The sequence below is a fragment of the Mesorhizobium sp. M0968 genome, from assembly GCF_040319065.1.
In the GTDB taxonomy this organism is placed as follows: Bacteria; Pseudomonadota; Alphaproteobacteria; order Rhizobiales; family Rhizobiaceae; genus Mesorhizobium.
Genome location: NZ_JAMYNL010000004.1, coordinates 358390 through 377119, shown reverse-complemented (window position 1 = coordinate 377119; position 18730 = coordinate 358390). Strand labels below are relative to the sequence as shown.

The following is an 18730-nucleotide window of genomic DNA, read 5'->3' as shown; positions in this document are numbered from 1 at the left end:
TTTGTCGTGCTATAGTCGAAAGCCGAGGTGGAGACCACCATTAAGCTGATGCGTCAGCTTGCCTCGCGCATGGCTTCGGCCGCCTGCAGGTCAACCGACACCAGTTGGCTGACGCCTTGCTCGGCCATGGTCACCCCAAACAGCCGGTCCATGCGCGCCATGGTGATCGGGTTGTGTGTGATGATGACGAAGCGCGTTTCGGTGGTTGCGGCCATTTCGTCCATCAGATTGCAGAAACGCTCGACATTGTGGTCATCGAGCGGCGCGTCGACTTCGTCGAGCACGCAGATCGGCGCCGGGTTGGTCAGGAACACGGCGAAGATCAGCGACATCGCCGTCAACGCCTGCTCGCCGCCGGACAGCAGCGTCATCGTCTGCGGCTTCTTGCCGGGCGGACGCGCCAGGATCTCGAGCCCCGCTTCGAGCGGATCGTCGGACTCGATCAGTTGCAGCTCGGCGGTGCCGCCGCCGAACAGATGCGAAAACAGCCGTTGAAAATGGCCGTTGACCACCTCGAAGGCGGCGAGCAGCCGCTCGCGGCCTTCGCGGTTCAGGCTATGGATCGCCTGTCGCAGCTTCCGGATCGCCTCGATGATGTCGTCGCGCTCGGAGACGATGGTCTCCAGCCGGTCCGACAGTTCCTTCTGCTCCTCCTCGGCGCGCAGATTGACGGCACCGAGCCGTTCGCGTTCGACCTTCAGCCGGTCGAGCTGACGCTCGATCTCGGCCATTTCGGGCATCGGGCTGTCGGGTTCGAGGCCGGTGTGGCGGATAACCAGATGCGGCGGCGTGTTCAGCGTTTCCTGGATGCGCGCCTCGACTTCCAGCCGACGCTCGTCGGCGGCGGTCAGCCGCTCTTCGGCGCGAACGCGGGATTCGCGCGCCTCGGCCAGCGACTGGATGGCAGCAGTCGCAGCCTTGTCCAGCTCGGACTGGCGGTTCTCCGCTTCCTGCAAGCGGTCGCCCGCCGCCTTGCGCAGGCTTTCGGCCTCGGCGAGTTGCGACAGCAGGGCGCGCCGCTTGGCGTCGATCTCGTCGGGGGCGTCGGCCAGTTGCTCGCGCTCGGCCTCGGCCTCCGCCTTGCGTTCGCCGAGCGCCGCGATCTGTGTCGAGGCGTTTTCGGCTCGCTCCACCCAGTTGCACCGTTCCGCGCCGATGGCATCGAGCCGACGCGCACGTGCCTCGGCTTCCCGCCTCAGGCCCTCGTGAACGGCACGCGCATCGGCAAGGGCGGCGCGGTCGCGGGCGACGTTGGCCGCCGACTGCTCGAGCTGCAATTGCAGATCGCCGAGATCGGGCGCGTCCTGCAGCAGCATTTCCGCCTCGACGAATGCCGCCGCCGTTTCCTCATGGCTGTCGACAATGCGTGCGCGCGCCTCGTCAAGTGCTGCACGCCGGCTCGACAGCTCGCCGCCGGCTCTTTCGGCCTCGGCCAGCGTATTGCGGGCAGCATCGAGCCCGTGCTGGGCATCGCGTCCGGCCTGTCGGGCGTTGCGTTCGGCCTCGCTCGCCTGGGCACGCGCCTGTTCGGCCCGGGCAAGGGCTTGTTCAGCTTCGCGCAGGGCGCGCGTGGCATGGACTACTTCGGCATCGAGCTCGGCCAGCCGGTTTTTCTGCGCCAGCCGCTGCGCGGCGGCGGTCGGGGCATCGGCGCTGGCGGTGAAGCCGTCCCAACGCCAGAGCGCGCCTTCGCGGCTGACCAGCCGTTGACCGGGAGCAAGCAGCGTCTGCAGCCGTCTTCCGTCGGCGGCTTCGACAATGCCGATCTGGGCCAGCCTGCGGGCCAGCTGTGCCGGCGCACGCACAACGCTGGCGAGGCTCCTTATGCCTTCGGGCAATGCGGCGTCGGCAGGCTGGATTTCGCTCTGGCCCCAATGCACCGGCGCACTGCGGTCGAGCGGCACGTCGAGATCTTCGCCAAGCGCGGCACCCAGCGCCGTCTCGTAGCCACGCTCGACGCTGATCTGCTCCAGCACCGAGGGAAATAGATCGCCGCTGGCGGCGTTGAGGATCTTGGCCAGCGTGCGGGCCTCGGTTTCGATCCGCGCCAGCTCGGCCTTTGTGTCCTGAACCGGTGGGCGGGCAGCACTTTCGTCTGCACGCGCCTCGGCGACCGCCTGTTCGGCGGCAATGGCGGCTGCCTCGGCCTTTTCGAGCAGCGCCAGCGCCTGATCGACCAGTAGCCGCTTCTCGGCGGGATCGGGCAGGCCGGCGACCCTGGAGACGATCTCCGACAGTTCGCGGTCGACATCGGCAAGCTGGCGGGCAAAGCGGTCGCGGCGCTCAGCGGTGTCGCGCAGCGTCCGTTCGATCTGGTTGCGCGAGGCGGCAGCCTCCGCCCGTTCGGCGGTCAGCGCGGCGAGCCTGACCTCGCTCGAGGCAAGCGTCGATGCCGCCTGCTCGAAAGCCGCGCGGGTGCTGGCCTCGCGCTCGGCGGCGCCGGCGTTTTCGGCATTGAGCGCGGCTTCTTCGGCGGCGAGGCGTTCGAGGATATCCGCATTATCGCGGACCATGCGCTCCTCACGGGCAAGGTCGCCATCGAGCTGTTGCAGTCGGCGGTCGAGCTCTGCCTGGCGGGCGCGGATGCGGCCCGCCTCTTCCTCGATCTGCGCCTTGGCGATCGACAGACGCTGGAAGGCGGCGGCGGCAGCGGCTTCCGCATCGCGCAAGTCCGGCAGCCGGTGGGCGTTGATACCTTGTTCCCTGGCGGCAGCCATCTGGGCGGCGGCACGGTCGCCGACCAGCGCGGTGGCAATCGCCAGCGCCGAACGCGCTTCCCCTTCCTGCGTCTTGGCCAGCGTCCAGCGCAGATGCAGCAGCGTCGCTTCGGCCTTGCGGATGTCGGCCGACAGGTTCTTGAAGCGCGAGGCCTGGCGAGCCTGGCGTTTCAGGCTTTCAATCTGGCTTTCCAGCTCGCCGACGACGTCGTCCAGCCTTTCGAGGTTCTGTTCCGCCGCCTTCAGCCGCAGCTCGGCTTCGTGGCGGCGCGTATGCAGGCCGGAAATTCCGGCCGCCTCTTCCAGCAGCGCGCGGCGCGCTTGCGGCTTTGCCTGGATCAGCTCGCCGATGCGGCCCTGGCCGACCATCGAGGGCGAGCGGGCGCCGGTCGACTGGTCGGCGAACAGCAGCTGCACGTCCTTGGCGCGAGCCTCCTTGCCGTTGATGCGGTAGAGCGAGCCGGCCTCGCGCTCGATGCGGCGCGAGACCTGCAACTCATCGGCGTCGTTGAAGGCGGACGGCGCGGTGCGGTCGCTATTGTCGAGGAACAGCGTGACTTCGGCGGTGTTGCGGGCCGGACGCGTTCCCGAGCCGGAAAAGATGACGTCGTCCATGCCGGACGCACGCATGTTCTTGTAGGAGCTTTCGCCCATAACCCAGCGCAGCGCCTCGACCAGGTTCGACTTGCCGCAGCCGTTCGGCCCGACGATGCCGGTCAGGCCGCGTTCGATGACGAACTCGCCGGGTTCGACGAAGGATTTGAAGCCGAGCAGGCGAAGGCGCGAGAACTTCATTCGCGCCGGCCCATAGCCAAGTTTCGCAACGCTGTTCCGCGGTTTTGCAAGGAGACCCCGCGGCAAGACAAAGAAGTGCGTACGCCGAAGCGACGCCGCTTCGGCGCTGCCGAAACGTCAGAGCAGAGGGTCGATGATGGCCGACATTTCCGCAATCGACATCGCCCCTTTGTAGGTCTTTCCGTTGATGAAAAAGGTCGGTGTGGAATCGACCTTGAATTCGTCGGCGCCGCGCTTCTGGACGGATCTCACATCGTCCAGAAGTTTCTGGTCCGTCAAGCAGGCCTCGAAGGACTCCTGTGTAAAACCGGCAAGCTTGGCGATTTGCAGCAGCGCGTCCTTGGTATTGTTCACACCAACCCAGTTCGCCTGCTGCCTGAACAGCACATCGACCATCGGGAAATAGTTGTCCTTGGAGCATCGCGCCAGCATGAAACCGGCCTCCGCGCTGGGATCGAACGGAAACTCGCGCAGTATATAACGGGCCTTGCCGGTGTCGATATATTTCGTCTTCAGCTCCGGAAAAGTGGTCTCGGCGAAATGCGCGCAATGCGGGCAGGTCATCGATGCATATTCGACTATGGTGACCTTTGCATCGTCCTTGCCGAGTTGCATGTCGGGCAATGCGCCGGGCTTCAGCAGTGCTGCCATATCGACCGTGCCCTGAGCCTCCGGCGCCGCCGCGGCGGCCGGAGCGGCCGGAGCGGCCGGCTTCGCAGGTTCCGGAGCCGCAGGCTTCACATCCTGCGCCTCGGCTTTCTCGCCCGAGTCGCTGCAGGCGGCAAGCAGCGCCACCGCTGGTATTGCGACCAGCGAAGTCAAAAGGTTTCTGCGGGACAAGGAACGGATCATACGAATCACCTGGCAATAGTTGGATTTTGCAATGCAAAGTCTACAAAAAGCGAGAGTTGGCGCGAATTAAGGCATTACCGCCCCTATTCCAATCGCCAAATCCGGGCATACCATCACGATAGCGCGAGATCACGGTTTCTTTTGACCGAGAATGGTGGCGCCAAGCCGCTCTAGCGAGGCGCGCAGCCCGCCGTCCTCGATCAAACCAACGGTGCCCGACAGCTTCGCTTTCTCGGCCGCAGTCAATGGCCGCAAACTGGGTTTCGGCTTGTCCTTGCCCGCCATTACCGGCTTCTGCACGATCCTGATCCGGCCGATCGCATTGAAACCGAGGAAGGCATTGACCCGGTTGATGATCTCGCCGGTCTCGTGCTGCAGATGCAGCGCCGCCACGCCCTCGCAGGCAACCACCAGCACCGCCGGTTCGAAAGGATCGTCCTCGTGCATGCGGCGCGGCCACTGGATCTTTTCCGGGCGCGAGCGGCCGGCAAGCCGCGGCCCAGCAATTTCTTCCCATGACTGGACCAGTCCGATCGACATACCGGCCCGTTTGCGCAGCACTGGGTCGAGGATCTCGGTTGCGAGATCGCTCACCGGAACGGGATTGCCGAAGGGCCTTTTCCCTGCCATTTGCGTTCTCCAGCTTCAGCACTAATGGATTAGGGCCGACCCTCGATCAATGGCACTGCACGACCAGACCCGCAAGGCCGTATCCGGAGACAATGTCGAGATCGCCTCCCGGCTGCTTGCCTGGTACGACGCGCATCACCGCGACTTGCCCTGGCGCGTTTCACCGCGCGCGCTGGCGGGCGGGGCGCGGCCCGATCCCTATCTGGTCTGGCTTTCCGAGGTGATGCTGCAGCAAACCACGGTCGAGGCGGTAAAATCCTATTTTCGGGCGTTCGTGCAGAAATGGCCAACGGTCCAGGCGCTGGCGGCGGCACCGACCGAAGACGTCATGAAGGCCTGGGCCGGGCTCGGCTATTATTCCCGCGCCCGTAACCTCAAAGCCTGTGCCGATCTCGTCGCGCGGCAAGGCGGCCGCTTTCCGGACAGCGAGTCCGCCTTGAAGGAACTGCCCGGCATCGGCGCCTATACGGCGGCGGCGATCGCAGCGATCGCCTTCGACCGACCAGCCGCGGTCGTCGACGGCAATGTCGAACGGGTCGTCTCACGGCTGTTTTCGATCGCCACGCCGCTGGGCGAGGCCAAGGGCGAGATACGCGGCCAGGTCGAACGCATGGTTCCCCCGACAAGGCCCGGCGACTTCGCGCAGGCGATGATGGACCTGGGCGCGACGATCTGCACGCCGCGACGGCCCCGCTGCATGCTCTGCCCCGTTCGCGAGAATTGCAGCGCCACGATCTCGGGCGACCCCGAACGCTTTCCGGTCCGCCTGCCCAAGGCCGAAAGACCCTTACGCCGCGGTGCCGCCTTCGTTGCCGTCAGGTGCGACGGCGCCATCCTTCTGCGCAAGCGCGCGGACAAAGGCCTGCTCGGCGGCATGACTGAGGTGCCGACGACCGGCTGGACGGCGCGCATAGACGGCGCTACCACGGAAGCGGCGGCCCCGCTCCCCGGCAACTGGCAGCAGGCCGGACGCATCGGCCATATCTTTACCCATTTTGCGCTTGAACTCGACGTGTTCAAGGCGGAGACCGACGTTGCCGCCCCGGTCGGGCATTTCTGGTCGCTGGCCCATGAAATTTCCGGGGAAGCGCTGCCGAGCGTCATGAAAAAGGTAATCGAAGCGGCGATACCGGGCGCGACGAAAAAGCAGCGGCCGCGTTGAAAGAGAGAAGAATGACTGAAATCCGCCACATCGTTTTCGACATCGGCAAAGTGCTGATCCACTATGATCCGGACCTGCCCTTCAGTCGCTTGATCCCCGATCCCGACGAACGGAAATGGTTCTTCGACAATGTCTGCACGCATGATTGGAACATCGAGCAGGATCGCGGCCGCAGTTGGGAAGAGGCCGAAGCGCTGGCGATCGCGCAATATCCCGAGCACGCCGAAAATATCCGCAATTTCCGCCGGCACTGGCACGAGATGGTGCCTCACGCCTATGAGGACAGCGTCGCCATCATGATCGGCCTGATCGACAGCGGCCATGACGTGACGATGCTCACCAATTTCGCTGCAGATACGCTCGCCGAGGCCCGCGAGCGCTTCGATTTCCTCAATCGGCCGCGCGGCGTCACCGTTTCCGGCGACATCCGCCAGATCAAGCCGGATCGCGCCATCTATGACCACCACGTCGCCGCGTTCAGCCTCGAGCCGTCAGCGACGCTGTTCATCGACGACAGCCAGAAGAACGTCGACGGCGCCAAGGCGGCGGGCTGGCAGTCGGTGCTGTTCACCGATGCAAAGACGCTCAGGGCGGACCTTGAGAGTCTTGGGATCAAAGTGTGATTTGAATCGGTTCCAGGAGTTGGTTGAGCCTTCGCATTAACCGATCTGCCGCAACTCGGAAGCCGTCAGGCGCCCGCCCGCTCCATGCCTAGCCGAGCAATGCGGCGAAGCTCGTCGATCGGGGTCAGGCCGCCGCTGCGCTCATAATGCCAGAAGGTCCATCCGTTGCAGGCGTCCAGCCCCTGCACCTCGGCGCCGATCTTGTGGATCGACCCGGCACTGTCGCCGATGGCCAGCGTGCCGTCGGCGCGCACTTTTGCCGCCCAGCGCTTCTTGGCGTCGTAGAGCGTGGCGCCTGGCGCCACCAGGCCATTGTCGAGAAGGGTGACGAAGGCGACGCGCGGCTCGGCGCGCTTGCCGGTCAGTACCGTCAAATTGGCGCCTTCCAGCGGCCGGACCGCATCGATACGTTCCATGGCGGCATCGATATAGGTTTGTTCGCGCTCGATGCCGACGAAGTGGCGGCCAAGCCGCTTGGCCACAGCCCCGGTGGTGCCTGAACCGAAGAACGGGTCGAGCACGATGTCGCCCGGCCTGGTCGATGCCGTCATGACGCGGGCAAGCAACGCTTCCGGCTTCTGCGTCGGATGCAATTTGTCACCATTGTCGTTCTTCAGGCGCTCGCCGCCGGTGCAGATCGGAAACAGCCAGTCCGAGCGCATCTGGACGTCGTCGTTCGACGCCTTCAGCGCCTCGTAGTTGAATGTGTAACCCTTGCCCTTCTGGTCGCGCGATGCCCAGATCATCGTCTCATGCGCGTTCTGGAAACGGCGGCCACGGAAATTCGGCATTGGATTGGTCTTGCGCCAGACGACGTCGTTGAGGATCCAGAAGCCCAGGTCCTGCATCTTGGCGCCGACCCTGAAAATATTGTGGTAGGAGCCGATAACCCAGATCGTGCCGTTGGGCTTCAACACACGGCGCGCCGCCAGCAGCCAGGCGCGGGTGAAGGCGTCGTAGGCCTCAAAACTGTCGAACTGGTCCCAATGGTCGTCGACGGCATCGACCTTGGATTGATCGGGCCGGTGCAGATCGCCATCGAGCTGCAAATTATAGGGCGGATCGGCGAAGATCACGTCGATCGACTTTTCCGGCAGCCGTTCGAGCGCGGCGACGCAGTCGCCCTTCAGGATCGTATCCAGCCACTCGGATTGCTGGGGAACATCGGAAAGCTCGTCGAGAAGACGCACGGCAGACATTGTGACACCCAAGGCACGCGTTACTGTTTACTGTCCGTTATGGTTACCGATCAGCGTAAATATTCAGTGAAGCAGCCCGCCGAATTTGCGAAGCCCGGCCTGTTGGTGTATGCCGCGCCGCCTGAGCCGTTTGGACCAAAAAGCCCTCGGCATTCCCTTCATCCCGCTTTCCGGATCACCATGCCCCAGCCAGACCTTGTCATCTTCGATTGCGACGGCGTGCTCGTCGATTCCGAAATCATCGCCGCGCGGATCGATGCCGAGCTGTTGACCTCGGCCGGCTACGAGATATCGGCCGAGGAGATTTCCGAGGTCTATGCCGGGTTGACTTTCAAGGACATCATGATGCGGGTCGAGGAAAAGTCCCGGATCCCGTTCCAGGCCTCGCTGATCGACAAGGAGGAACAGCTGGTCGATCGTAGGCTGCGCAGCGACGTGCGTGCCATCGACGGGGCGCACGAGGCTGTCGCCGCGGTAGCAGTGCCGCGCTGCGTCTGTTCGAATTCGCGCTCGGAGCGGATCGAATTCATGCTGGAGAAGGTGCAGCTTTTGCCGTTCTTTGCCGGCCGTATCTTTTCCTCGCTGGAAACTCCGACCGGGAAAACCAAGCCGGCGCCGGACGTGTTTCGGTTCGCCGCGGAAAAGCTCAAGGCCGATCCTGCGAACACCTTTGTCATCGAGGATTCGGTGCATGGCGTCACCGGCGCCAAGACGGCGGGAATGCGCGTCATCGGCTTCACCGGCGCGGCGCACAGCTATCCCGGCCACGCCGATGCGCTGACCGAGGCCGGCGCGGAAACGGTCATCCGCCGCTGGGCGGAGCTGAAAAGCGTGATCGCCGCGCTGTCGGAATGGTCGGCGGACGCCTGAGAGGCCGCCTCCAACCGCCGTGGCACGAATGCAGCGGCTTAGTTGGTCGCGGCGGCTTTCTTCTTCCTCGGCTTGTCTGTCGCTACTTTCGGAGCGCCCTCGTCATACCCGGCATATGCCTGGTAGTCCTTCGCCGTCGGCTCCGGAACGACGACGTTGGAATCGGTGAAGACGAACTGCGTGGCACTCGAAGGATCGGTAACCTGGACCTGATAGGAGTGAAGCTGCGAATAGAGAACTTCGGTGCCGTGCATCACCGCGATGCGGATCGGCATGGTGATGGTCCCGGGGGTGAACATCGGGCCAGGCACGACCTTGCCGGCGACGGCTATCTTCATCGACAAGGAGCCGTTGGCGCGGCTGCAGTCGCGGGTCACATCGGTGATCGAAGCCTGATAGATGATCTTGGCGGAATCGTCCGGCTGATCGACGCCTGCCGCGTCCGCTGCCGGCTGGGCGGCTTCCTCGGCGGCAACATCGGTTTTTTTCTTCGGCTTCGGACCGCTCTTGGCGTAGGTATTGAAGAAGGCGGTGCCGTCACGCAACGTCACTTTCGGGCAATAGGCCTGCAGCTGGCTGGAAAGCACCTTGGGATCGGGTGGCGGTGGCGGTGTCGCATCCTTTTTGCCGAAGCCGAGAATTCCATTGTCGCTCGATTGGCAACCTGCGGCGGCAAGCATAAAGCCGGTGAGCGCCACACCCGCGACAAAACGACCGTTGAATGAATGAAACGCCATGGACTGCACTTCCCTCTCGCAAAGCCGGTGACGTATATCAACCGCGCGGCAAAAATGCGACTGATCCAGCGCAGAAATCCACCACCTCGCGGCGGGCGAAAATTCCCGGCAGCAATGGAAACTTGACGATGCAATATGTGAGTACCCGCGGGGAAGCGCCCGCGCTTGGATTTTCCGACGCGGTGCTGGCCGGACTGGCGCGCGACGGCGGGCTCTACCTGCCGAGCGCCTGGCCGCATTTTTCCGCAGCCGAGATCCGCGCCATGCGCGGCCTTGCCTATCCCGATCTTGCCATCCGCGTGCTGTCGCCGTTCCTCGGCGGCGAGATCGCGGCGCCGGTGTTCGAACGGCTGGTGCGCGAAGCCTATGCAACCTTCCGCCATGAGGCCGTCTGCCCGCTGGTGCAGACCGGGCCGAACAGCTTCGTGCTCGAGCTCTTCCACGGCCCGACGCTCGCTTTCAAGGACGTGGCGATGCAGCTTCTTGCACGGCTGATGGACCATGTGCTGGCCGAGCGTGACCAGCGCGCCACCATTGTCGGCGCCACCTCCGGCGACACCGGAGGGGCCGCCATCGATGCCTTTGCCGGGCGCAACCGCACCGACATCTTCGTGCTTTTCCCGCACGGCCGCGTCTCGCCGGTACAGCAGCGGCAGATGACGACCTCGACCGCCGCAAACGTCCATGCGTTGGCGATCGAAGGCAATTTCGACGACTGCCAGAGCCTGGTAAAGGACATGTTCAACGACCACGGTTTTCGTGACCGGGTATCGCTGTCCGGCGTCAACTCGATCAACTGGGCCCGCATCATGGCCCAGATCGTCTATTATTTCTCCTCCGCGCTGTCGCTCGGCGCGCCCGACAGGCCGGTTTCCTTCACCGTGCCGACCGGCAATTTCGGCGACATCTTCGCCGGCTATGCCGCCAAGAAGATGGGGCTGCCGATCGAACGGCTGATCATCGCCACCAACGACAACGATATTCTGGCGCGCACGCTGGCAACCGGCGAATACCGCATGAAGGGGGTCTTTTCGACCACGTCCCCCTCGATGGACATCCAGGTGTCTTCGAACTTCGAACGCTTGCTGTTCGAAGCGTCCGGCCGCGATGCCTCGGCCGTGCGGCGCTACATGAACGGGCTCAAGCAGTCCGGCGCCTTCACCATCGAGGCCGGCGAAATCGCCAAGATCCGCTCCGAATTCGACGCCGGCCGCGCCACCATGGACGAGGTCGCCGCCACCATCCGCACCACACTTGCGGCGAGCCGCTATCTGCTCGACCCGCATACCGCCGCGGCCGTGCATGTGGCCGCCGGCAAGGCTGCGGGTGAGGTGCCGATGGTGGTGCTGGGCACTGCGCACCCGGCAAAGTTTCCCGCCGCCGTCGAAGCCGCCAGCGGCGTGTCGCCTGCCCTGCCTGCATGGCTAGGCGGGTTGATGAGTGCCGAGGAAAAATACACGGTACTTCCATCCGACCTGAAAATGGTGGAAGATTATGTCGGCCGCCACACGCGGGCGGCGCGTTAGGGAGTAATTGCCATATGGGTGTTGAGGTAAGCCGTCTGTCGAACGGCCTGACAGTCGCCACCGAAACCCTTCCAAGCCTCGAATCTGTTGCCCTTGGCGCCTGGGTCAAGTCGGGCGCACGCAACGAGCGTGACGAAGAGCACGGAATGGCGCACTTGCTCGAGCACATGGCTTTCAAGGGCACCAGTCGGCGAAGCGCCTTCGAGATTGCCTCGGAGATCGAGGACGTCGGCGGCGAGATCAATGCCGCCACCAGCGTCGAGACGACCTCCTATTATGCAAGGGTTCTGAGCGACGACGTGCCGCTGGCCGTCGATATCCTTTCCGACATCCTGCAGGAATCCGAATTCGATCCGCAGGAGTTGGAACGAGAGCAGCATGTGATTCTGCAGGAGATCGGCGCCGCGCACGATACGCCCGACGACGTCGTTTTCGATCACTTTACCGAGACCGCCTTCCGCCACCAGACTATCGGCCGCTCGATTCTTGGCACGCCGGAAACCGTCAAATCCTTCACTTCGAAGCAGCTGCACGACTTCATCGAACGACAGTACGGCGCCGAGAACATGGTGATGGTGGCGGCCGGCGATATCAAGCACGACGATTTCGTGCGGGAGGTCGAAAAGCGTCTCGGCAGCTTCCGCGGCAAGGCCGACGGCACCATCCCGCAATATGCGCAGTATGTCGGCGGCGATTTTCGCGAGGACCGCGACCTGATGGACGCGCAGATCGTGCTGGGTTTCGAGGGCCGCGCCTATCACGTCCGCGATTTCTATGCCTCCCAGGTCCTGTCGATGATCCTGGGCGGCGGCATGTCGTCGCGGCTTTTCCAGGAAGTCCGCGAGAAACGCGGCCTGTGCTATTCGGTCTACGCCTTCCATTGGGGTTTTTCCGACACGGGCGTCTTCGGGGTCCATGCGGCGACCGGACAAAGCGATATTGCCGAGCTGGTGCCTGTGATCATCGACGAGCTGCAAAAGGCCGGTGAAAACATCCTGCAGGAGGAGCTCGACCGGGCGCGTGCGCAGTACCGCGCCGGGCTGATCATGTCGGCCGAGAGCCCGGCCAGCCGCGCCTCGCAGATCGCCAGGCAGTTGCTTCTGTTCGGCAGGCCGATAGCCAAGGAAGAGTTGATGGAGCGGCTGTCGGCGCTGACGGTCGAGCGGCTGACGGACCTGTCGTCGCGGCTTTTTTCGACCAAGCCGACGCTTACAGCCGTCGGGCCGGTGGGTACGCTCGCGCCCTATGAGGCGATCCTCGATTCGCTTTCGGGCACGCAGACCACTGCCCGCAAGCTCGCCGTCTAAGCCTACTCGAGCGTCGTGTTCGCGCTCCCTTTCTTTCGCCGCGACCTGCCGGCACTGAAGGGCGAGCTTGTCACGCTGCGCGTACCGCTGACCAACGACTATCGCGAGTGGTCGGTGCTGCGCAGTGAAAGCCGCGCCTTCCTTGAGCCGTGGGAGCCGCGATGGACCCCTGACGAACTCGACCGCACGGCGTGGCGGCATCGTATCGGGCGCTACCGCGAGGACTACGCGCAGGGGACGGCGATCGCCTTCTTCATCTTCGAGAAAAGCAGCGGCAAGCTGGCCGGCGGTATCACCCTCGGCAATATCCGCCACGGGGTCGCCCAAAGCGGCCATATCGGCTACTGGATCGGCGAGCGCTTCAGCGGACGCGGCCTGATGACCGATGCCGTAAGAGTGGTGACGCGTTTCGCCTTCGAAACGCTGCGATTGCACCGGATCGAAGCTGCCTGTATTCCCGACAACGCCCGGTCGATCCGCGTGCTTGAAAAAGCCGGATTCCGGCGCGAAGGACTGCTACGATCCTATCTCAGGATCAACGGCATCTGGCAGGACCATTACCTATACGCCCGAATCGCGGACGATCCGCCGGGCGTTGGAACAAAGGGCTGATTTTGACGAATTTTCTGCGCAACGGGTCGCTGCTTGCCTTTATGCTGGCGGCAATCGTCACGCTCTGCGCGGCGTCCTCGGCCTTTGCGGTAGAACCGATCAAGATCGCCCGCGACGACGTTGCGCTCGATCTTTCGGGGGCCGTCTTGATCTACCGGAACCAGGGCGAGAATTTTCAGGTGTCGACCGCGCCAGGCCCGGACGGCATCGTGCGGCGCATCGAGGTCGAGGCAAATGATGCGCGCTCGAGCGGTGACTGGGCGGTGTTCGCGCTGGCCAATACCACCGACCAGCAGCTCGACAGGCTGATTGTCGCACCGCATTTCCGGCTGGTGAATTCCGGCCTGTTCTGGCCGGATCTCGGCTCGACCCGTATCGCCGCGATCACGCCCAGCGAAGGCTTTGCGCTCGACCGCCAGACCAGCCCCGACGCCGACGTCTTCCGGGTCACGTTGAACCCCGGAACGGTGATTACCTTCATCGCCGAGCTCGCCTCGCCCAAGCTGCCGCAGGTCTATCTGTGGGACCCTGAATCCTACAAGGACTCGGTCAATTCCTACACGCTGTTTCGTGGCATCGTCATCGGCATTGCCGGCCTGCTGGCGCTGTTCCTGACCATTCTTTTCGTCGTCAAGGGGACCTCGATGTTCCCGGCAACGGCGGCCCTAGCCTGGGCGGTGCTTGCCTATATCTGCGTCGATTTCGGCTTTCTCAACAAGATCATAGAGATCTCACCGGGCAATGAGCAGATGTGGCGCGCCGGAACGGAGGTGGCGCTCGCGGCGACCTTCGTGGTGTTCCTGTTTGCCTATCTCAACCTCAACCGGTGGCACGGCCATTTCAGCTACGGCGCGCTGGTCTGGATTCTCGGGCTGGTGCTGATCGCCGGTGTCGCCATCATCGATCCGGCGGTTGCCGCCGGCATTGCCAGGCTGTCCTTCGCCGCCACCGCGCTGACCGGGCTCGGCCTGATCATCTTCCTCGGTATCCGCGGTTACGACCGCGCCATCATGCTGGTGCCCAGTTGGGTGATGGTTCTGCTGTGGCTATGCGGATCGTGGATGGCAATCACCGGCATGCTGGACAACGATATCGCCCAGCCGGCGCTGGGCGGCGGGCTGATCCTCATCATCCTGCTGATCGGCTTCACGGTGATGCAGCACGCTTTTGCCGGCGGCGCCCTGCATCAGGGCCTGTTCTCCGATCTCGAGCGGCAGGCGCTGGCGGTTGCCGGATCGGGCGATACCGTGTGGGACTGGGACGTGCTGCGCGACCGCGTCGTCACTCGTCCCGACGTCAGCATTCAGCTCGGCCTTGCCCCCAACAGTCTCGGCGGGCCCGCCCGCAACTGGCTGCCGGTGCTGCATGCCGACGACCGCGACACGTTTCGCACGACACTCGACGTGGTGCTCGAGCACCGGCGCGGCCGGGTGTCGCAAAACTTCCGCCTGCGCGGCGCCGACGGGCACTATCACTGGTTTTCGCTGCGCGCCCGGCCGGTGATCGGCTCGGACGGCGAGGTCATCCGCTGCGTCGGCACCATGGTCGACGTGACGGAGCAGAAGAAGTCCGAGGAACGGCTGCTGCATGACGCCGTGCACGACAATCTGACCGGCCTGCCCAACCGCGAGCTGTTCATGAACCGGCTGGAGGCGATCATTTCGATCGCCCGCACCGAAGAGAAGGTGCGCCCGACCGTCTTCGTCATCGACATCGACCGCTTCAAGCAGGTCAATGACGGGCTCGGCATCTCGGCCGGCGATACCATCCTTTTGACCATCGCGCGGCGGCTGCACCGGCTGCTCAAGCCGAAGGATTCGCTGTCGCGCTTTGCCGGCGACCAGTTCGCGCTGATGCTTTTGTCGGAGCAGGATCCGGCTCGCATCGCGGGCATTGCCGATGCCATCAAGCACGCCATCAACAACCCGATCACCTTCGCCAAGCGCGAGATCGTGCTGACCGCCTCGATCGGGCTGATCACCTGGACCGCCACGCAGACCTCAGCCGAGGACATGGTCAAGGATGCCGAGCTTGCCATGCATCAGGCCAAGCGCTTCGGCGGCGACCGGATCGAGCCATTCCGTCCCGCCTTCCGCACCGTCGGCACCGACCGGCTGCAGTTCGAGTCCGATCTGCGCCGCGCCATCGAACGACGCGAATTCACGCTTGCCTACCAGCCGATCGTGCGGCTGGAGGACGGCAGCGTCGCAGGCTTCGAAGCGCTGCTGCGCTGGGACCATCCGCGTCGCGGCATGATCCCGCCGGCTGATTTCATTCCGGTCGCCGAAAACTGCGGCCTGATCGTGCAGCTTGGGCTGTTCGCCATGCAACAGGCTGCCGAAGACCTGGCGGGATGGCAAAAGCAGATCGGCGATGCGCCGCTGTCGGTCTCGGTCAATCTGTCCAGCCGTCAGCTCATCCGCCGCGACCTGGTCAGCGACGTCCGCTCGGTGATCGCGCGAGCCAACCTGAAACCGCGCTGCTTCCGGCTCGAACTCACCGAATCGCTGGTGATGGACAATCCCGAGCAGACCGCCCATGTGCTGACCAAGCTGAAGCAGCTTGGCATCGGCCTGTCGCTGGATGATTTCGGCACCGGCTATTCATCGCTGGCCTATCTGACGCGCTTTCCGTTCGACACCATCAAAATCGACAAGAGCTTCGTCGACGACGCGACGCCGAAACGTGCGGTGCTGCTCAAATCCATGGTCAATATGGCGCATGAACTCGGCCTGTCGGTTGTCGCCGAAGGCATTTCCGACGAGAGCGATGCGCTGGAGTTGCGGCAGATGGGCTGCGAATACGTGCAGAGCTTCATGTTCGGCGCGCCGATGCCGGGCGATCAGGTGCTGAAGACGCTGAAGGAACAGTATCCGTTGACCCAAGCGTGACAAGTTTCAGGACGTAATGAGGTTCAGGCGTGACCGGCAGCCAGGCTGAGATGCGCGAGATCAATGCCGATTGAGGCGAGGATCCGGTCATATTTGCGATCGATGTCGGCGTCGAACAGAAGCTCGGCACTTGCCGGGCAAGTCAGCCAGCCATTCTCGACGATCTCGTTTTCAAGCTGGCCCGCACCCCAGCCGGCATAGCCGAGCGCCATCAGAGCCCGCCGGGGTCCGCGGCCGGAGGAGATGGCGCGCAATATGTCGACGGTCGCGGTCAGACAGACATCGTCGGACACGGCGAGCGAGGATTCCACCCGGTAGTCGCCCGAATGCAGAACGAAGCCGCGGCTACGATCCACCGGTCCGCCATTGCGCACGACGAAGTCGCGCGCCGGTGGCGGCAGGCGAATTGCCTCCAGCTCGTTCATGATGCCGAGTTGCACGAGCAGGTCCGGAAACAGCATCTGCTGCGTCTGGTTGATGATCAGCCCCATCGCGCCTTCGTCGCTGTGCGCGCAAATGTAGATGACAGAGCGCGTGAAGCGGTCATCCTTCATGCCGGGCATGGCAATCAGGAACTGATCGTCGAGAAAGCCGGGTCCTGCGGCCGTCCTTTTATGGCGCAACAAATCCATGGCCACAGCGTAACGCGTTTCCGGGGCGTCGAAAAGATGGGCGGCGCCCGATTTGATCAGGCTCGTAAATCGAAGGTCACGCAAATATGATGCCGGCGGCGTCATGAAATCATTGTGCGGCCATCAACAGACGATCAAATCATTGCCATGCAAATCTTGAAAATCCTGCTGCTTGGCGTGGCCATTGGATCGGCGACCGGCCTCCCCGCCTCAGCCTCCTCATCGGCCTGGTACAATAGCGAAGGCGGCAGGGTGCGGCTGGTGACGAGCGGCAAGGCCGATGAGGCCGGGCGTCTCCAGGGCGTCCTCGACATTGCGCTGAAGCCCGGCTGGAAGACCTATTGGCGCGATCCGGGCGATGCGGGCGTGCCGCCACAGATCGACGTCTCGGCCAGCACCAACATTGCCGACGCGACGCTTTCGTTTCCGCCGCCGCAGCGCCATGACGACGGCTATGGCAAATGGGCCGGCTACGACCACCCGGTTTCGTTGCCGGTGACGTTTACGCTTGCCACGCCCGGCCAGCCGGCCGTCATCGATGCGGACATTTTCCTCGGCATCTGCGAAACCATCTGCATCCCGGTGCAGACAAGGCTGACCGTCGATCCCGGCGCCGATCCGGACAACGCCGAGGACGCGGCACTGGTCAAGGCAGGCCTTGCCACCCTGCCCGCCACGGCAACGCCCGATTTCGGCATAAACGTACTGCCGGGCGACCACGAAACGCTGATTGTCGAAGCGAGCTTTCCGGGCAGCCCCGAGGGCGCCGACTTCTTCGTTGCCGGCGAACGCGACTACATGTTCGGTGCCCCGGCACGCACCGAAAAGGATGGCAAGCTCATCTTTACTGTGCCGATCCTCGACAGGCCGTCGACAACGCCAACCGATGGCGGCCTGCACTACACGCTGACAAGTGCCGCAGGCGCGGTCGAAGGCCTGTTGCCATTCCCGTGATGCCAACGTCTGGACGGTTGCCGGGCGCGCCTTAATTCGCTATCGCAAGGACACTCCCTTCCATTTCCAAGCGAGGACCATCATGACGATCTCCGTTGGCGACAAACTGCCCGATGCGACCTTCAAGACAATGACCGCCGACGGTGCAAAGCCGATAACGACGGGCGAGATATTCTCAGGAAAGAAGGTCGTGCTGTTTGGCGTTCCAGGCGCCTTCACGCCGACCTGCAGCAACAATCATCTGCCCGGCTACCTGGACAATTACGACGCCATCCTGGCGCGCGGCGTCGACACTATCGCCGTTGTCTCGGTCAACGATGTTCACGTTATGGGGGCCTGGGCCCGCTTCAGCGGCGGTGAAGGCAAAATCCTTTATCTTGCCGATGGCAATGGCGATTTCGCCAAATCCGTCGGCCTCGACGCCGACCTCTCCAGCGGCGGCATGGGGCTACGCTCGAAGCGTTTTTCGATGATCGTCGATGACGGCAAGATCACCGCACTCAATGTCGAGACAAAGCCCGGCGTCGACGAATCCGGTGCGGCTCACATTCTCGGACAGCTTTCCGTCCTGGCGACAGCCTAGATCTAGGCCAGGCACGGCAAAGGGCGCCTTCGAGCGCTCAACGTCCAAAGGACGCTGACTTTTGCATCGGCGCATGATCCTTCCGAAAGCCGACCCGGTTTTCGGGACCATGCGTCGGCCCTTCGGGACTGCTTGCTTCTGGGGACCTCGATTATGTCTGACATCGTCTGGCGCAGCGTCGCGATCGGCGTCGGCGCAACCGCGCTTATGGATCTCTGGGCGATTTTCCTGAACAAGGCATTTGCTCAGCCGCGGCCGAACTGGGGGCTGGTCGGCCGCTGGGTCTGGCATCTCAGGGAAGGCAAGGTCTTCCATCACGACATTGGCGAGGCCTCGCCCTACCCGCATGAATCAGTACTTGGCTGGGCCTTTCATTATGCTGTCGGCATCGTCTACGGCGTCATACTGGTCGTGCTGGCCGGAACGGCCTGGCTCACCACGCCGACCTTCCTGCCGGCTTTTATGCTCGGCATCGTCACCGTCGGCGCCGGGTGGTTTCTGCTGGCGCCCGGCATGGGCGCCGGCTGGGCCGCTTCGAAGCGGCCCAATCCGATGCAGGTCCGCGCCCTCAATCTAGTTTCGCATACGGTGTTTGCCATCGGACTGTTCGGCACCGCTCTTCTGATCCGATAGGTAATTG

16 protein-coding genes are annotated in these 18730 nt (G+C 63.7%); 10 read left to right on the top strand and 6 right to left on the bottom strand.

Going from position 1 to position 18730, the window contains the following annotated elements; genetic code table 11:
* Nucleotides 1-53: 53 nt before the first annotated feature.
* The 3 genes from smc to NKH67_RS09755 form a co-directional block, all read right to left on the bottom strand.
* Nucleotides 54-3512 carry a chromosome segregation protein SMC gene (smc, locus tag NKH67_RS09765; RefSeq protein ID WP_352470638.1) on the bottom strand — a complete coding sequence of 1153 codons (3459 nt, stop codon included), beginning with the start codon at nt 3510-3512 and terminating at the stop codon, nt 54-56.
* A gap of 117 nt (nt 3513-3629) precedes the next feature.
* Entirely contained in the window at nt 3630-4364 is a 735-nt protein-coding gene (locus tag NKH67_RS09760) for a DsbA family protein (protein ID WP_352470639.1), read from the bottom strand.
* Nucleotides 4365-4493: 129 nt separating this feature from the next.
* Nucleotides 4494-4994 (bottom strand): DUF721 domain-containing protein, encoded by a 501-nt coding sequence (locus NKH67_RS09755; RefSeq protein ID WP_352470640.1) that lies wholly within the window; start codon nt 4992-4994, stop codon nt 4494-4496.
* 49 nt (nt 4995-5043) lie between these two features.
* On the opposite strand from NKH67_RS09755, the gene mutY reads away from it, so the two are divergent.
* Nucleotides 5044-6156, top strand: a complete 1113-nt coding sequence (mutY, locus tag NKH67_RS09750; protein ID WP_352470641.1) for an A/G-specific adenine glycosylase — start codon at nt 5044-5046, stop codon at nt 6154-6156.
* Nucleotides 6157-6167: 11 nt separating this feature from the next.
* On the top strand, nt 6168-6779 hold the full coding sequence (locus NKH67_RS09745) for an HAD family hydrolase (protein WP_352470642.1): 612 nt from the start codon (nt 6168-6170) through the stop codon (nt 6777-6779).
* Between the two features lie 65 nt (nt 6780-6844).
* Here the strand turns inward: NKH67_RS09745 and NKH67_RS09740 are convergent, their stop codons facing one another.
* Nucleotides 6845-7978 carry a site-specific DNA-methyltransferase gene (locus NKH67_RS09740; protein WP_352470643.1) on the bottom strand — a complete coding sequence of 378 codons (1134 nt, stop codon included), beginning with the start codon at nt 7976-7978 and terminating at the stop codon, nt 6845-6847.
* A 180-nt stretch (nt 7979-8158) separates the two neighbouring features.
* On the opposite strand from NKH67_RS09740, the gene NKH67_RS09735 reads away from it, so the two are divergent.
* On the top strand, nt 8159-8848 hold the full coding sequence (locus NKH67_RS09735) for an HAD family hydrolase (RefSeq protein WP_254818468.1): 690 nt from the start codon (nt 8159-8161) through the stop codon (nt 8846-8848).
* A 38-nt stretch (nt 8849-8886) separates the two neighbouring features.
* Here NKH67_RS09735 and NKH67_RS09730 read toward each other — a convergent pair whose 3' ends face one another.
* Nucleotides 8887-9585 (bottom strand): hypothetical protein, encoded by a 699-nt coding sequence (locus NKH67_RS09730; protein ID WP_352540096.1) that lies wholly within the window; start codon nt 9583-9585, stop codon nt 8887-8889.
* A gap of 128 nt (nt 9586-9713) precedes the next feature.
* On the opposite strand from NKH67_RS09730, the gene thrC reads away from it, so the two are divergent.
* From thrC to NKH67_RS09710, 4 genes are read left to right on the top strand one after another with little or no spacing between them, the layout of a single operon-like run.
* Nucleotides 9714-11111: a threonine synthase gene (gene thrC / locus NKH67_RS09725; RefSeq protein ID WP_352969324.1), complete on the top strand. Its 1398-nt coding sequence runs from the start codon at nt 9714-9716 to the stop codon at nt 11109-11111.
* 14 nt (nt 11112-11125) lie between these two features.
* On the top strand, nt 11126-12418 hold the full coding sequence (locus NKH67_RS09720; RefSeq protein ID WP_352470646.1) for a M16 family metallopeptidase: 1293 nt from the start codon (nt 11126-11128) through the stop codon (nt 12416-12418).
* A gap of 15 nt (nt 12419-12433) precedes the next feature.
* Nucleotides 12434-13030, top strand: a complete 597-nt coding sequence (locus NKH67_RS09715) for a GNAT family N-acetyltransferase (protein WP_352470647.1) — start codon at nt 12434-12436, stop codon at nt 13028-13030.
* Between the two features lie 2 nt (nt 13031-13032).
* Nucleotides 13033-15921, top strand: a complete 2889-nt coding sequence (locus NKH67_RS09710; RefSeq protein ID WP_352969326.1) for an EAL domain-containing protein — start codon at nt 13033-13035, stop codon at nt 15919-15921.
* Nucleotides 15922-15944: 23 nt separating this feature from the next.
* Here NKH67_RS09710 and NKH67_RS09705 read toward each other — a convergent pair whose 3' ends face one another.
* Nucleotides 15945-16553, bottom strand: a complete 609-nt coding sequence (locus tag NKH67_RS09705; RefSeq protein ID WP_031211061.1) for a YqgE/AlgH family protein — start codon at nt 16551-16553, stop codon at nt 15945-15947.
* 147 nt (nt 16554-16700) lie between these two features.
* Between NKH67_RS09705 and NKH67_RS09700 the strand changes: the two genes are divergently transcribed.
* From NKH67_RS09700 to NKH67_RS09690, 3 genes are all read left to right on the top strand, one after another.
* Nucleotides 16701-17507: a protein-disulfide reductase DsbD domain-containing protein gene (locus tag NKH67_RS09700; RefSeq protein WP_352969328.1), complete on the top strand. Its 807-nt coding sequence runs from the start codon at nt 16701-16703 to the stop codon at nt 17505-17507.
* 82 nt (nt 17508-17589) lie between these two features.
* On the top strand, nt 17590-18090 hold the full coding sequence (locus tag NKH67_RS09695) for a peroxiredoxin (RefSeq protein WP_352969330.1): 501 nt from the start codon (nt 17590-17592) through the stop codon (nt 18088-18090).
* A gap of 153 nt (nt 18091-18243) precedes the next feature.
* Nucleotides 18244-18723 (top strand): DUF2938 domain-containing protein, encoded by a 480-nt coding sequence (locus tag NKH67_RS09690; protein WP_352969332.1) that lies wholly within the window; start codon nt 18244-18246, stop codon nt 18721-18723.
* Nucleotides 18724-18730: the final 7 nt, after the last annotated feature.